8 protein-coding genes are annotated in these 13321 nt (G+C 68.7%); 3 read left to right on the top strand and 5 right to left on the bottom strand.

Annotated elements, in window-relative coordinates; translation table 11 throughout:
* The first annotated feature begins 1 nt into the window (after nt 1).
* Together ACLB1G_RS07645 and ACLB1G_RS07640 are read left to right on the top strand one after the other, a co-directional pair.
* Nucleotides 2–4489, top strand: a complete 4488-nt coding sequence (locus tag ACLB1G_RS07645; RefSeq protein ID WP_491626599.1) for an EAL domain-containing protein — start codon at nt 2–4, stop codon at nt 4487–4489.
* The gene (locus ACLB1G_RS07640; protein ID WP_491626598.1) at nt 4486–6630 is read left to right on the top strand and encodes a TonB-dependent receptor plug domain-containing protein; all 2145 of its coding nucleotides are present in this window, start codon (nt 4486–4488) and stop codon (nt 6628–6630) included. Before ACLB1G_RS07645 ends, ACLB1G_RS07640 begins: the two co-directional genes overlap by 4 nt.
* A 90-nt stretch (nt 6631–6720) precedes the next feature.
* Here the strand turns inward: ACLB1G_RS07640 and ACLB1G_RS07635 are convergent, their stop codons facing one another.
* From ACLB1G_RS07635 to ACLB1G_RS07620, 4 genes are all read right to left on the bottom strand, one after another.
* Nucleotides 6721–7641: a diguanylate cyclase domain-containing protein gene (locus ACLB1G_RS07635; protein ID WP_491626597.1), complete on the bottom strand. Its 921-nt coding sequence runs from the start codon at nt 7639–7641 to the stop codon at nt 6721–6723.
* Between the two features lie 59 nt (nt 7642–7700).
* Nucleotides 7701–9380 carry a response regulator gene (locus tag ACLB1G_RS07630; RefSeq protein ID WP_491626596.1) on the bottom strand — a complete coding sequence of 560 codons (1680 nt, stop codon included), beginning with the start codon at nt 9378–9380 and terminating at the stop codon, nt 7701–7703.
* Nucleotides 9373–10881, bottom strand: coding sequence for an ATPase domain-containing protein (locus ACLB1G_RS07625; RefSeq protein ID WP_491626595.1), 1509 nt, complete (start codon nt 10879–10881; stop codon nt 9373–9375). Before ACLB1G_RS07625 ends, ACLB1G_RS07630 begins: the two co-directional genes overlap by 8 nt.
* Before the next feature lie 108 nt (nt 10882–10989).
* Nucleotides 10990–11415 carry a DUF7684 family protein gene (locus ACLB1G_RS07620; protein WP_491626594.1) on the bottom strand — a complete coding sequence of 142 codons (426 nt, stop codon included), beginning with the start codon at nt 11413–11415 and terminating at the stop codon, nt 10990–10992.
* A 178-nt stretch (nt 11416–11593) separates the two neighbouring features.
* Here ACLB1G_RS07620 and ACLB1G_RS07615 point away from each other — a divergent pair, with 178 nt between their 5' ends.
* Complete coding sequence (locus tag ACLB1G_RS07615; protein WP_491626593.1) at nt 11594–12838, top strand: aminotransferase class V-fold PLP-dependent enzyme; 1245 nt, start codon at nt 11594–11596, stop codon at nt 12836–12838.
* A 4-nt stretch (nt 12839–12842) separates the two neighbouring features.
* Here the strand turns inward: ACLB1G_RS07615 and ACLB1G_RS07610 are convergent, their stop codons facing one another.
* The gene (locus tag ACLB1G_RS07610) at nt 12843–13004 is read right to left on the bottom strand and encodes a hypothetical protein (RefSeq protein ID WP_491626592.1); all 162 of its coding nucleotides are present in this window, start codon (nt 13002–13004) and stop codon (nt 12843–12845) included.
* Nucleotides 13005–13321: the final 317 nt, after the last annotated feature.

Raw genomic sequence — 13321 nt, 5'->3', positions numbered from 1 at the left:
CATGGTCTCCGTGTTCCGCAACTACCTACGCCGCACCGGCTTCCAGCGCCAGCTGACCGTGATCGCCTCGGCCTCGATACTCGGGCTGGCGCTGTTTTCCTCCATCATGAACTCATGGGAAGCCAGCGCGCGCATGCGCGACTACTTCCTGGGCCAGGGCCAGCGCATCGCGGAGAACCTGGCGCGCCAGAGCACCCTGGCGCTGCTGCTGCACTCGCCCGAGAACGCGCGCGAGGTGGTGGGCGCCACCCTCGCCTTCCCCGACGTGGTGGCGCTGCAGATCACCGACGCCAGGCACAAGGTGCTGCTGGCGCGCACCGAAGGCAAGACCGCGCTGCTGCGCGAAGCCCAGGCGCACGAGGTGGCGGCGCGCGCCAGCCTGGCCGGCGAAGACAAGAACGCCTGGCTGTTCACCGCCCCGGTATATGGCGGCCAGGCCGAGGCCACGCCGTTCGAGCTGCAGGACCACGCGCCGCAGCTGCTGGGCTATGTCCACGTCCAGATCGGCAAGGATACCCTGCATGAACTGACATGGTCGCTGTTGCTGGTCAACCTGGCGCTGACCCTGTCGTTTGCCGTGGTGCTGCTGGTGCTGGGCCGCATCCTGACGCGCCACATGATGAATCCCCTGAACGCCCTGTCGAGCCGCATGCGGCGCGCCGCCGCCGGCGAGTCCGGCATGCGCGCGGCGCCGGCCGGTCCGCGCGACCTGATCGACATGGCGCACGCCTTCAACAAGATGATGGACGTGCTGGAACAGCGCGAGCAGGAACTCAAGGAATCGCGCGACGACGCCGTCAACATGGCGCAGATGAAGGCGCAATTCGCCGCCACCGTCAGCCACGAGGTGCGCACGCCGCTCAACGGCGTGGTCGGCATGCTGGACATGCTGAAGGAGACCCGGCTCAGCCCGCGCCAGCAGGAGTGCGTGGACGTGGCCTGGAATTCCTCGCGCACCCTGATCGAACTGATCAACAACATCCTGGACTACTCCAAGATGGAGGCCGGCAAGCTGGTGCTGGAAGAAACCGAATTCGACCTGCGCCTGCTGCTGGAGGATGTGCTGGAGCTGGTGGCCCGTCCGGCCCAGCAGAAGGGGCTGGAGCTGGGCTACCTGATGGCGCCCGGGGTGCCGGCCCGTATCCACGGCGACGCCCTGCGCCTGCGCCAGATCCTGATCAACCTCGCCGGCAACGCCATCAAGTTCACCGAGCGCGGCGAAGTGGCGCTGCGCGTATCGCTTGAGGCAGAAATGCACCCGGCGGCGCAGGCCGGCCAGGGCGTGTGCCGGCTGCGCTTCGAGGTGCAGGACACCGGCATCGGCATGAGCCGCCAGGCCCAGGAGCATCTGTTCGAATCCTATGTGCAGCCTGATCCCTCCAGCACGCGGCGCCATGGCGGCACCGGCCTGGGCCTGGCCATCTGCAAGCAGCTGACCGGCCTGCTGGGCGGGCAGATCAGCGTCGCCAGCACCCTGGGGGCGGGCACCACCTTCGTGCTCTCCCTGCCATGCCGCGCCGGCGCTGCGCCGCACACGGCCGGCCAGGAACTGGGCGGGCTGCGCGTGCTGGCCGCCGACAGCGGCGCCCTGGGGCGCGCCTTCCTGCAGGATGTGCTGGCGCGCCATGGCGCCGACGCCGCCGTCCACGCCTCGGGCAGCGACGCGCTGCAGGCGCTCAAGGAAGCGGCCGGCGGGCCCCGGCCCTACCGCGTCTTCATCATGGAACTGGGTGGCGCCGACGACCACGGCGCCGACCTGGCGGCGCGGGTCGCGGCCAGCGGCGTGGCAGTGGAGCTGCTGGTGCTGGACCGCCACGGTCCGGGCGCCGGCGGCGTCAGCGTCGACGGCCACGCCCTGCTGGGCAAGCCGCTACGCGAACGGCGCCTGGTGGACACCCTGCGGCGCCTGCAGTCAGAGCGGCGCGCACCGCGCCCGCAGCGCGCATGGCTGGCGCCATCCCCGCCGGCGCCGCAGGCGGACGCGCCGTCCGCACATGCGGCGGCGCCGCACCAGTTCCGCGTGCTGGTGGCCGAGGACAACCGCACCAACCAGATGGTGGCGGCCGGCATGCTGTCCATGAACGGCTGCATCTGCGAATTCGCCGCCAACGGCCGCGAAGCGGTGGAAGCGGCCGAGCGCGGCCACTACGACCTGATCCTGATGGATTGCAGCATGCCGGAAATGGATGGCTACGAAGCCACCGCCCACATCCGCGTGGCCGAGCAGGCCCTGGGACGGCGTACCCCGCTGATCGCCATGACCGCCAACACCCAGCGCGGCGATGCCGAGAAATGCCTGGCGGCCGGCATGGACGATTACCTGGCCAAGCCCATCACCCTGGTCGAGCTGCGCCATAAACTGGAAAAATGGCTGCCGCAGGGTGCGCCGCGGCGCCCGCCGGCGCACACGGAGGATGTTGTGCACGGCGACGGCGCCATCGACCACAACGTATTCGACAAGCTGCGCGAGATCCTGGGCCCGGCGCTGTCGCACGCCATTGCCCCCTACCTGGAGGATACCCCCGGCTACCTGGACCAGCTGGAGCAGGCGGTGCGCGAGGGCGACGCCGGAACCGCCCGCGCCCGCGCCCATGCGCTCAAGGGCTCGTCCAGCAATTTCGGCGCCGATCCGCTGTCGCAGCTGGCGGCGCAGGCCGAACAGCTGGCCATGGCGGGCCGCGTGGCCGAGATCGCGCCCCTGCTGCCACCCCTGCGCACCAGCTACGAAGCGGTGCAATCCTTCCTGCGCGCGCAGCTGGACGCCCAGGACAGCGCCACGCACGGCCAGGAGGACCGCCCCCAGGTACTGGTGGTGGACGACGACCGCAGCACCCGCAGCACCCTGCGCCACACCCTGCAGCGGGACGGCTTCCGGGTCGAGGAGGCGGCCGACGGGGCCCAGGCCCTGGCCCTGCTCAAGCGCTTCCAGCCGGACGTGATCCTGATGGACGCCGTGATGCCGGTAATGGACGGTTTCACCGCCTGCGCGCGTCTGCAGGAACTGCCCAACGGCAGCAGCATCCCGGTGCTGATGATCACCGCCCTGCAGGACAATGCCTCGGTGGAGCGCGCCTTCGCGGCCGGCGCCAGCGACTACATCCCCAAGCCCATCCACTACGCCGTGCTGTCGCAGCGGGTGCGCCGCATCATCGAGGGCAACCGCGCCGAAAAGCGTATCCGCCACCTGGCCTACAACGACCTCTTGACCGGCCTGCCCAACCGCGCCCTGTTCTTCGAGCTGCTGGGGCAGAGCATTGAGCAGGCGGCGGCGGCCGGCACCCAGGCGGCGGTGCTGTTCATGGACCTGGACCGCTTCAAGTACGTCAACGACAACCTGGGCCACGACGTCGGCGACCGCCTGCTGCAGGCGGTGGCGCAGCGGGTGCGCCACACGGTGCGCACGGTGGACACCGTGGCGCGCCTGGGGGGCGACGAATTCACCGTGGTGCTGGGCGACCTGGACAGCCCGGCGGCGGCCGCCACGGCGGCCCACAACATCTGCCGCATGCTGGCCGCCCCGTTCGAGATCGACGGCCACGACATCTTCGTCACCAGCAGCGTGGGCATCGCCATGTATCCGCACGACGGCGCCGACGTGGCCACCCTGGTCAAGCATGCCGACAGCGCCATGTACCGCGCCAAGCGCACCAACACCGGATTCCAGTTCTACGAAGCCTCGATGGAGCACACACTGTCCGAACACGTGCGCCTGGAGAGCGACTTGCGGCGCGCCCTGGAGCAGCAGCAGCTGGAAGTGTACTACCAGCCGCAGGCCTGCTTCGACAGTGGCCGCATCCTCGCGATGGAGGCGCTGGTGCGCTGGCGCCATCCCACGCGCGGCATGATCGCCCCGCCCGACTTCATCCCGCTGGCCGAGGAAACCGGCTTGATCAACCCGCTCGGCGACCTGGTGCTGCGCACCGCCTGCAACCAGCTGCAGCAGTGGCTGCGCCAGGGCCTGCCGCGCATGCGGGTGGCGGTCAACCTGTCGGTGCGCCAGCTGCTGCAGAAGGATTTCGCCGCCAGCGTGGAAGCGGCGCTGGCCGACACCGGCCTGCCGGCCGAACTGCTGGAACTGGAAATCACGGAAAGCACGCTGATGGAAAACGCGCACGATACCCTGGCCGCGCTGCACAAGCTGCGCTCCCTGGGGGTGCGGCTGTCCATCGACGATTTCGGCACCGGTTATTCCTCGCTGTCCTACCTCAAGCGCTTCCCGGTCGACATCATCAAGATCGACCGTTCATTCGTGCGCGACGTGCCCATGGACGCCGACGACGCCGCCATCATTACGGCCATCATCGCGCTGGCCCACAGCCTGCGCCTGGAGGTGGTGGCCGAGGGCGTGGAGACCGAGGCCCAGGCCCAGTTCCTGCGCGGCCGCCATTGCGACCTGCTGCAGGGCTACCTGCTCAGCCCCGCCGTGCCGGCCGAGCAGTTCGCGGCCCTGGTGCTGGAACGCCAGAAAACCATCCCCCAGACCCAATGACCCCCAACACGACCACCCCGACCACGACGATGACCATGAGCATAGCGCGCGCCTGCCGCCTATGGCTGTCCACCCTGCTGCTGCCGGCAGCGGCGCTGGCGGCCCAGCCGCCCCTCCAGGACGATGAGGAAGACCTGGCCCTGGTCTACGCCGAGAGCGGCAGCGTCAGCATCGCCACCGGCACCAGCCTGGCGCTGCGCCGGGCGCCGGCCGTGGCCTCGGTGATCACGGCGGCCGACATCGCCGCCATGGGCGCCACCGACCTGGACCAGGTCCTGGAAAGCGTGCCCGGCATGCACGTCAACCGCACGCCCAACAGCTATTCGCCGCTGTACGTCATGCGCGGCATCGTCAGCGCCTACACGCCGCAGCTGCTGGTGCTGCAGAACGGGGTGCCGGTCACCACCGCCTTCACGGGCAACAAGGGCAATATCTGGGGCGGCTATCCGCTCGAGCACATCGCCCGCATCGAGATCATCCGCGGTCCCGGCTCGGCGCTGTACGGCTCGGACGCCTTCTCGGGCGTGATCAACATTATCACCAAGGGCGCGGCCGACACACCCGGCACCGAGATCGGCGCCCGCGCCGGCTCCTTCGGCACCCTGGACGGCTGGGCCCAGCATGGCGGCAAGGCCGGTCCGCTGGAAGTGGCGGCCTATGTGCGCGCCGGCCGCAGCGACGGCTTTCGCAGCATCATCGAGGCCGACGCGCAAAGCCGCAACGACAGCCTGTTCGGCACCCACGCCAGCCGGGCGCCGGGGCCGGTGAACGTCAACTACGAGGCCATCGACGCCAACCTCGAGCTGGGCTACGGCAACTGGCGCGCGCGGGCCGGCTACAAGCACCGCGACACCGGCAGCGGCGCCGGCATCGCCTCCGCGCTCGACCCCACCGGCCAGCAGCGCAGCGAACGCATCACCGCCGGCCTGTCCTGGAGCGATGCGCAATGGAGCCGGGACTGGGGCCTGGGCGCCAGCCTCAACACCCTGCAATACACCCAGGAGGTGCAGACCGACTACCTGCTGCTGCCGGCCGGCACGGTGCTGCCCAGCGGCGCCTTCCCGAACGGGATGATAGGCGGACCGGACACCTGGGAGCGCCAGTACCGGCTCGCCTTCTACGCCGACTACGGCGGCTGGGCCGCGCACAAGCTGCGCCTGGGCGCCGGCCATGACGACATCGACCTGTACCGCACCCACGAGACGCGCAACTTCACCTATGCCGCCAACGGCGCCCCCATCCCGCTGGCGCAGGTGGCCGAAATCGCGGGCGCGGCCTCCTTCCTGCTGCCGCAGCGGCGCAGGATCGATTACGCCTACCTGCAGGATGAATGGCGCCTGGCCCAGGACTGGGCGCTGACCGCCGGCGTGCGCCACGACCGCTATTCCGATTTCGGCGGCACCACCAATCCGCGCCTGGCGCTGGTATGGGACGCCAGCTATGACCTCACCGCCAAGCTGCTGTATGGCCGCGCCTTCCGCGCGCCCTCGTTCAACGAAGCCTACAGCATCAACAATCCAGTCGCGCTGGGCAATCCTAACCTCAGGCCGGAGCGCAACGCCACGCTGGAGGCGGCGCTGTCGTGGCAGGCCAGCATCGATGCGCAATTGAATGCGACCGCGTACCGCTACGACATGAAGGACATCATCCGCACCGTGGCCAACCTGGTGCCGGGAACTGGCGCCACCTACGCCAACACGGGCGACCAGAGCGGCCACGGGATCGAGCTGGAGGCGGTGTGGAATCCCGACCGCGAACTGCGGCTGAGCGGCAACTACGCCTGGCAGCGCTCGACCGACCAGGCCACCCATACGGATGCCGGCTATGCGCCGCACCACCACCTGTACGCCCGCCTCGACTGGCATGGCCTGGGCGGCTATGTGCTGAGCAGCCAGCTGAACTGGGTGGCGGGCCGCCAGCGCGCCTACGGCGACGCGCGGCCGCCGCTGGGCGACTACCAGACCGTGGACCTGAGCCTGTCGACCCGGCACGGACGCGGACGCTGGAACTATACGCTGGCCCTGCGCAACCTGTTCAACGCCGACGTGCGCGAACCCAGCCAGGCGCCCGGCCTCACGCTGCCCAAGGACCTGCCGATGGCGCCGCGGGCGGTTTCCCTGCAGGCGGTCTACAGGATGTAATTTGGTGAGCATGCGCGGGCCATGCCGGGCCGCGCAGGCCGGGCCGCACAGGCCGGGCCGTGCAGGCCGCGCCGTGACGTAAAGGCCGGGTCAGGCCTCCACGTCGCAGATGCGGTCGCGGCCTGCCGACTTGGCCTGGTACAGGCGCCGGTCTATACGGTCCAGGAACACGTTGGGATCGTCGTTCGCGCCCGGGATGATGGTGCCCGCCCCCAGGCTGATGGTGACCAGCCGCCCCGCGCCGGAACGGGCGTGCGGTAGTTCCTTCTGCCCCACCAGCTTGCGGCAGCGCTCGGCCACGCCGCGCGCGCTGGCAGCGTCGGTGGATGGCAGCAGCAGCACGAATTCCTCGCCGCCCAGGCGCGCGCACAGCTCGTGCGGACGGGCCGCAGCGCTGTCCAGCGCCTGCGCCACCGCGCGCAGGCAGGCGTCGCCCTGCACGTGGCCATAGTGGTCGTTGTACTGCTTGAAGTAATCGATATCGATCACCACCAGCGACAGCGGATGGCCGCTGTCGCGCGCCTTGGCCCATTCGACCGGATACAGGGTGTCGAACAGGCGGCGGTTGGCGACCCCGGTCAAGCTGTCGCGGTAGGACAGCACCTCCAGCTCGCGCTGCAGCTGCAGGATTTTTTCCTCGGCCTGCTTGCGCTCCGTGATGTCGAACATGAAGCCCACCAGCGCCTCCACGCTGCCGTCGGCGCGCCGCACCACGTGCACCACGTCGCGTATCCAGACGTAGTCGCCGTCGGCCGTCAGGGCCCGGTAGTCGGCCTCGTGGTCCACGCCCTGGCGCGATTGCGCAATGCAGAAATCCACGGTCTTCTGGCGGTCGTCCTCGTGGATGCGGGCGGCCCAGTCGTTTGCCGACAGCCAGCTGGCCTGCTTCCAGCCCAGCAGAGCCTCGATTTGCGGGCCGATGTAGGTGAACTGCATGGTGGCCCAGTCTATGCGCCAGGGGATGGCGCGGGTGGATTCAAGCAAGGTGCGATAAACGGCGGGATCGGTCATGACTCTTCAAGGATGCAAGCAACCCCGTATTGTGCATCAAAACGGGGCGGCCGCACATCCTAGCCATGCAGCTGGCGGCCGCGCAGGGCCTTGCCGATTGCGTGGTTGAGCTCGGCGATCTTGAAGGGTTTGCGCAGCACGGTGCCGTTGCCGATGGCGCTTTGCACCGCCTCCATGTCGGCGTAGCCGGTGGCGACGATCACCGGCAGGCCGGGGAAGCGCCCCACCGCCGCCTGCGCCAGTTCGGCGCCCGTCATGCCCGGCATCAGGTAATCGGTCAGCAGCAAATCGGGGCGCTCCTGCGCCAGCACGGCCATGCCCTCGTCGCCGCTGGCAGCCTGGGCCACGTCGAAGCCCAGCGCCGTCAGCGCATCGACGATGCCGCCCCGCACCGTGTCGTCATCCTCCACCACCAGCACCCTGGCGCCCGCAGTGGCGGCGTTATCCGCCGCTTCCTGGCGCTCGTCGCTGTCGCTGTGGATGGCGGCGCGCAGCCAGACCTCCACCGTGGTGCCCTGGCCGCGCTGGCTGTCGATGCGGGCCAGTCCGCCCGACTGTTCGGCCATGCCGTACACCTGGCTCAAGCCCAGCCCGGTACCCTTGCCCACGCCCTTGGTGGTGAAAAAGGGTTCGAACACGTGTGCGGCGATCTCCGGGCTCATGCCGCTGCCATTGTCCGACACCGCCACCCGGATGTAGCCCTGCCCGGGCGCCAGTCCGGACGGCGGCGGCGCGGCGGCCGCGCTCAAGCGGATGCGGCCGGCGCCGGACATGGCGTCGCGCGAATTGATCAACATGTTCAGCAGCGCCATTTCCATCTGCCCGGCATCGGCCAGCACCCCGTCCGCGCCCTCTTCTATCTCGACCTGCAGGTCGATGCTGGCGCCCAGCAGCGGGCGCGCCAGCGAGGCCACGTTGTCGAACAGGGACTGCAGGTGCAGCGGCTTGATGTCCAGCTTCTGGTTGCGGGCAAACGTCAGCAGCTGGGCGGTCAGGCGCGCGCCGCGCTCGCAGGCAGCCTTGGCGATCTGGGCCCGCTTGCGCACGCCCTCGTCGTTGCTGGTCAACAGGGTCAGCTCCATGCTGCTCTGGATCACGCTGAGGATATTGTTGAAGTCGTGCGCCACTCCGCCCGTCAGTCGGCCCAGGGATTCCATTTTCTGGTACTGCAGCATGGCTTGCTGCGCTTTCTCGCGCTCGAAGATCTCGGCGGTCAGGCGGTCGTTGGCCTGGGCCAGCGCCCGCGTGCGCATCTCCACCCGGTCCTCCAGGGTGGCGTTCAGGGCCGCCAGCTGGTCCGACACGGCCTGGCGGTCGGACAGCACGGCGCGCGCCTGGTACTGGCGGCGCCTCGCCCGCAGCGCGGACAGGCCGGCGCTGCGCAGGGTCCCGGCGCTCAGCGGCCGCTCCAGCAGGATCACGTTGCCGAGCGAGTCCAGGGCCGCGTGCAGCGCCACGTCCTTGCTGTCGAGCTTGCGCGACAGCAGTATCACGAAGGGGAAGTCGGACCAATGCTCCTGCGCCTCCAGCCAGGCCCGCAGCGGTCCCAGGTCGGCGCCGACAAAGGCTTCCTCGGCAATCACCGCGGCGGCCGCACTGGCCGCCACCGCCGCGCACAGGGCGTTGAAGTCGGCCACGGCCTCGCAAGCCAGGCCATCGCGCCCCAGCACCTCGGCGATCACGGCGGCGTCGCGGCCACGCGGCGCCAGCACCAGCACACGTTCTTCCGCGCTAGCCATGGGCATCCGGCGGCATCATGGCGATCTCGCCCCGATAGGTCGGCAGGCCGGTCAGCACACCTTCGAAGCCGGTCAGCACCTCGCCGATGCGGATGCCGCCGGCATCCATGCGCATTTCGTGGATGGTCATGGCGTGGCGCGACATGCGGCTCTTGATGACGGTGATGGCGCGCCGAAGCTGGCCTTCGGCCTCGAAATAGCGCAGCACCACGGTGGCGTCGCTCAGGTAGCTGAGGTCCACGTTGCGGTGCATGTCGCCCACCAGGCCGCTCTCGCCCAGGATGATGGCGGTGGTCACGCCCTGCTGGTTCAGGTAGGACAGCAGTTCGTGCATCTGCAGGGTGAGGAACTGTTCGCCCGGCATGGCCTGCAGGTAGCCGTTCAGGCTGTCGATCACGAGGAAACGCGCGCCGTCCGTCTCCACCGCGTCGCGCAGCAGCTGGGCGAACTCGCCCGGCGACAGCTCGGCCGGATCGACATGGCGCATCAACAGCTGGCCGCTGTCGGCATAGGGCTGCAAATCCAAGCCCAGCTGCCTGCAGCGCCCCAGAAGGGTGCCCATGCCCTCGTCGAACAGGTAGAAAGCCGCCTTCTCGCCGCGCTGCAGGGCGGCCACCATCCATTGCGCCGTGACGCTGGTCTTGCCCACTCCGGACGGGCCCACCACCAGGGTGTTGGTGCCGGCCATCAGGCCGCCGCCCAGCAGCGCGTCGAACTCGGCCACGCCGGTGGAGCGCTGCTCCGGCTGGAAGCTGGCCTGGTGCTCGAGCGCCACCAGGCGCGGGAATACCCGGATGCCGCCGCGCTCCAGCACATAATCGTGGTAGCCGCCGCGGAAGCGGATGCCGCGCATTTTGACGATGTTCACACGGCGGCGCTCGCGGCCGAATTCGTGGGCGTTCTGCTCCAGGCTGATCACGCCGTGGGCGATGCTGTGCAAATGCTGGTCGGAGGCGCTGGTCTTGTCATCCAGCATCAGGACGGTGCAGGCCTTGGACGAGAAAAATTGCTTCAGAGCCAGTATCTGGCGCCGGTAGCGCAAGGGGTGCTGGGCCAGCAGGCGCAGCTCGGACAGGCTGTCGAACACCACCCGCGCCGGATTGACGCGCTCGACCTGCTCCATCACGCCGCGTGAGGTTTCACCCAGTTCCATTTCGGCCGGGTGCAATATCGATTGCTGGGTGTCGGGGTTGAGGGCCTGGTCGTCGGCCAGCTCGTAGATGGACAGCTGGTCGATGGACCAGCCATGGCTCTCGGCCACGGCGTACAGTTCATCGGCCGTCTCGGACAGGGTGATGTACAAGCCGCGTTCGCCGCGCGCCAGGCCGTCGAGCAAGAATTGCAGGCCCAGCGTGGTCTTGCCGGTGCCCGGGTCGCCTTCCACCAGGTAGACCCGTTCGGCGGTCAGGCCGCCGCACAACACGTCGTCCAACCCCGGCACACCGGAGCTGATGCGGATGGTCGGCTTGCGCGTGGATGGTGTGGATGGTGTGGATGTCATGGGACTGGTCCCCAGCTCGTTTTGTTATGACAATTCTAAGCCTGACCGCCGCCGCGTTTTGATACCTAGGTAACAGTGCGCGCATCTCAGCAGTACCAACTGCCGCGCTCAGCTCTTGTCGTACAGCGCTTCGAGCTCCTCGCGCCGGTCGGCGTCGGCAATGTGCACGATCAGGGTGTCGCGCAGCTCCTGCCCGGGATGGGCGGCGCGGTGCCTGGCGTACCAGAATACTTCCTCAATATCCTCATCCTCGTGCGCGGAGGTCAGCACCGCCAGTTCGGCCGGCACGTCCTCGTAGTCGGTGGCTTCCAGGAAGGCGTCCTCGACGGACTCCTCCCAGCTTGCGCAGCCGGCGCCCCACACCTGCACGTAGCGCGCGCCGGCCGCCACCAGCCAGCGGCTCACTTCCCATTGCCAAATGTCGGACACTTCCTCCTCCACCAGCACGATGGCGCGGAAGCGCTCCAGGCCGGGCAGCGCCGGCAGTGCGCTGTCGACCGGCAGGTGCAGGTATTTCACGGGGTTGTTTTGCATGGCGTTCTTTCCATCATCATCATCGGCGACGCGGGCGGCGACTGCGTCCAGCGTCGCCGCATTCTATCGCAGACACCACGCCCATCACCAGATCAGTCGGACACGCGGTCACGGATGGCACCTTGCGGGAGGAATAGCGCATATACTTGCAGGAAGATAAACACCAGCCGGGAGTGCCATGACTTTCCAAGCAGACCGCCGCAAGCTACTGCGCCTGGCCGCCGCCGGCGCCGCACTGGGCGCCACACCCACCCCCACTGCAGCAGCCGACTGGGATGGCCTGGCCGGCCTGTATGAGGTATCGCCCGACTTCGTCAACCTGGAAAACGCTTACTACGGCATCATGGCGCGGCCTGTCGCCGACGAATTCAAGCGCAATATCGACTTCCTGAACCGGGAAAACTCCCGCTACCTGCGGCGCGACTTCGACCGTGGCGGCATCGAGGCCATACGCCGGCAGCTGGCGGACCACCTGGGTGTGCCAGCCGACGAGGTCGCCATCACACGGGGCGCCACCGAATCGCTGCAAAACCTGATTTCCAACTACCGCCTGCTGCGCCAGGGCGACGCCATCCTGTACGCCGACCTGGACTACGACGCCATGCAGTACGCAATGAACGACCTGGCGCGCCGCAGCGGCGCCCGCACCGAGGTGCTGCGCATCCCGGAACCGGCCACCCGCCAGGGCGTGCTGGACGCGTACGACAGGGCCATGCGCTCCACCAGGCGCCCGAAGCTGATGCTGCTGACCCACATCAGCCACCGCACCGGCCTGGTCATGCCGGTGAACGAACTGGTGCGTATGGCCAGGGCGCTCGGCATCGACGTGATCGTGGACGTGGCCCAGTCCTGGGGCCAGCTGGACTACCAGTTGCCCGCGCTGGGCGCCGACTTCATCGGCGGCAACCTGCACAAATGGATAGGCGCTCCGCTGGGCCTGGGATTCCTGCACATCCGCAAGGACAGGCTGCGCGACATCGGCGTGCACCTGGGCGACGAGGACTACGGGCCCGCCGACATCCGTTCGCGCGTGCACTCGGGCACGCTGAATGCGGCCGCCATCATGACCATCCCGGCCGCGCTCAAGCTGCATGAACAGATAGGCACCGCCACCAAGGGCGCGCGCCTGCGCCAGTTGCGCGACTATTGGGTGGCGCAGGCCCGCGAACTGCAGCGCCTGCAAATACTCACACCGGACGAACCCGGCATGTCGGGCGCCGTCACCTCGTTCCGCGTGCGCGGCCTCACTACGCCGGAAGCCAATGCGGCGCTGGTGGACCGGCTGCTGAACGAATTCGGCATCCTGACCGTGATACGGCGCGGCCCGGTGGGCGGCGCCTGCATCCGCGTCACGCCGGCGCTGTTCACCAGCACGGCCCAGCTGGACCGGCTGGTGGCGGCCCTGCGTGTGATCGCAGCCTAGGCCATCAGGAGGAGCGGTTGGACGGTATCAGCCGCCAGCCCAGCTCCTCGCGGATACGCTCGGGTCCGGGCGGCGGCCGGTCCTCGGCGCGGCGGCGCTGCAAGTGGGCGCGCACGCTTTCCTTGCTGGGATGGGTGGTTTGGATCGCACGCTGCGACTGAGCCATGATGACCTCCGCTCGGTAAGACCGTCCCGCCATCTTGCGCCCGACTGTATGCATGAGATATGAGGAATAGCAAAGCCTATGCGCGCCTGCTGTTCCTTTTAAGGCCATGCGGCGCCGGCGCAACGGCCGCCTCAGCTGTCGTGTAACCCCGGCGTCAGACAGACACCGTCCCCGGTGTCGGCCCGCGGTGTCAGGTCTGCCATTGGTACATGAGTCCGTCAGGCCCGCGGTGTCGGCCCCCGGTGTCGGTCGGCCCCCAGTGTCAGGTCTGCCATTAGTACATGAGTCCGTCTTGCGAGGCAAACTCATGTACCAAT

This window comes from Duganella kummerowiae (assembly GCF_053572355.1).
This window is presented reverse-complemented; position numbering and strand designations above follow the sequence as displayed.

Bases quoted from the DNA above. Each gene is read 5' to 3' on its own strand.
- ACLB1G_RS07645 (WP_491626599.1), top strand. From the start codon at position 2: ATGGTCTCCGTGTTCCGCAACTACCTACGCCGCACCGGCTTCCAGCGC.
- ACLB1G_RS07630 (WP_491626596.1), bottom strand. From the start codon at position 9,380: ATGGCTAGCGCGGAAGAACGTGTGCTGGTGCTGGCGCCGCGTGGCCGC.
- ACLB1G_RS07615 (WP_491626593.1), top strand. From the start codon at position 11,594: ATGACTTTCCAAGCAGACCGCCGCAAGCTACTGCGCCTGGCCGCCGCC.
- ACLB1G_RS07635 (WP_491626597.1), bottom strand. From the start codon at position 7,641: ATGACCGATCCCGCCGTTTATCGCACCTTGCTTGAATCCACCCGCGCC.
- ACLB1G_RS07640 (WP_491626598.1), top strand. From the start codon at position 4,486: ATGACCCCCAACACGACCACCCCGACCACGACGATGACCATGAGCATA.
- ACLB1G_RS07620 (WP_491626594.1), bottom strand. From the start codon at position 11,415: ATGCAAAACAACCCCGTGAAATACCTGCACCTGCCGGTCGACAGCGCA.
- ACLB1G_RS07610 (WP_491626592.1), bottom strand. From the start codon at position 13,004: ATGGCTCAGTCGCAGCGTGCGATCCAAACCACCCATCCCAGCAAGGAA.
- ACLB1G_RS07625 (WP_491626595.1), bottom strand. From the start codon at position 10,881: ATGACATCCACACCATCCACACCATCCACGCGCAAGCCGACCATCCGC.